The organism is Pedobacter sp. 01T416_2, assembly GCF_056398925.1.
Map to the genome: position 1 here is coordinate 1 of NZ_JBFTQI010001011.1, position 1735 is coordinate 1735.

General features: G+C 38.3%; 3 protein-coding genes. 2 read left to right on the forward strand and 1 reads right to left on the reverse strand.

From position 1 onward, the window contains the following. Positions 1–662, forward strand: a 662-nt coding sequence (locus tag AC1DPQ_RS26815; protein ID WP_477611440.1) for an ABC transporter permease, incomplete at its 5' end; no start/stop codon positions are given. 88 nt (positions 663–750) lie between these two features. After that, complete coding sequence (locus tag AC1DPQ_RS26820) at positions 751–1431, forward strand: ABC transporter ATP-binding protein (RefSeq protein ID WP_477585595.1); 681 nt, start codon at positions 751–753, stop codon at positions 1429–1431. A 123-nt stretch (positions 1432–1554) separates the two neighbouring features. Here the strand turns inward: AC1DPQ_RS26820 and AC1DPQ_RS26825 are convergent. After that, on the reverse strand, positions 1555–1735 hold a 181-nt coding region (locus tag AC1DPQ_RS26825; RefSeq protein WP_477611441.1), incomplete at its 5' end, for an L-rhamnose mutarotase.

Below are 1735 nucleotides of genomic sequence, written 5' to 3' on the forward strand. Positions count from 1 at the left end.
CGATTGGGAAAACCATCAGGATCAATGATAAAACAGGTAACATCATTGGTGTAGTTAAAGATTTTAACAATATGAGTTTGCACGAGCCTATTTCTCCGATTGTGATTAACAGCGACAAAGAATCGTACAACACTATAGCTGTAAAGCTTGATAGTAAAAGTATTTTGCCTGCTATGCGGGCTATAGAAAAAACATGGAACACAGTACTGCCCGAATATGTTTATGGATCTACTTTTATGGATGATAAAATCAGTGAATATTATCAAACCGAAAAAATAATGGGAGCCCTTTTTAAGGTGTTTGCCGGGGTGATCATTTTTATTTCCTTTATCGGTTTATTTGGACTGATCTCTTTCGTGGCTACACAGAGAACCCGCGAAGTTGCCATTAGAAAGGTTTTGGGTGCTTCTACATTAGAATTGGTTAAAATGTTAAATGGTTCATTTCTGTTAATGGTTTTTCTTGCCAATTTGGTAGCCTGGCCGCTTGCTTATTTATTCGTTGCCAAATGGCTGGCCACTTTTACCTATCGCATTGATTTGAATATCTGGCCTTTTGTATTTGCCATGATTATTTCTATGGTCATTACGTTGATTACCGTAAGCATCCGCTCGTATAAAGCAGCGGTTGCCAATACCATTGATGCACTTAAATATGAATAAAGGTAGGAAGGCAAAAGGTTTTATGGCGGAAGGTTAAAGTACCTAATCCATCAACCTTCCACCTTCTAACCCTCAACCTTGAAAAAATATGATACAACTTAATAACATCGAAAAATATTACGCAAACAAAGGCATTAAAAACTACGTGTTACGTTTGGTTACCACAACAATTAAACAAGGAGAATTTGTTTCCATTATGGGCCCATCAGGTGCAGGGAAATCTACTTTGCTCAATATTATTGGCATGCTTGAAGAACCCACTTATGGTTCGTATGAGTTTCTGGGCGAGAATGTAACTTCGTTGAATGAACGTAAACGCATTGAACTTTACCGAAATCACATCGGTTTTGTTTTTCAGGCCTACCACTTAATTGATGAAATGACCGTTTATGAAAATATTGAAGCCCCATTGCTGTACAAAAAAGTTGGTAGCTCTGAGCGGGCAAGTAGAATTGCCGACCTGTTAGACCGTTTTAATATTGTGGCAAAAAAAGATTTATTCCCAAATCAACTTTCAGGCGGGCAGCAACAATTGGTTGGTATAGCAAGGGCATTGGCCGCTCAACCATCTATAATTCTGGCCGATGAGCCAACGGGTAACTTACAATCGGCACAGGCAGAAGAAATTATGACATTGTTTAAAAAACTAAATCAGGAAGATGGGATTACCATTATCCAGGTTACACATTCCGAAAAAAATGCGCAATACGGAAATAGGATTTTGCACATTGCCGATGGTGTAGTAAAAGAAGATGTGACGGTAGGTTAAACCGAATTTTATTAAGCTAAGCTTTTGTTTAAAGAGATAAACACAGCCTTTAATATTTCAGCTGTGTTTATTTAAATAACTCATTTTAGCCGATAAAAGGCTCATTGTTTGTATGCCGTATTACTAATCTTTGTGAAAAACTTCTTCCATATTGCTCCAGGTTTCGCCTTTAGCAGCAGCATCGGGCAGTGGAATCTGAGTCGGTGCAGTTTCTTTCCACCAACGTTGGGTAGTGGTATCAGCAGCCATCTTTTTCATATCAGCAGCAAAATCGTTTCCGGTATACTCGAAATAGCTAAAAAGA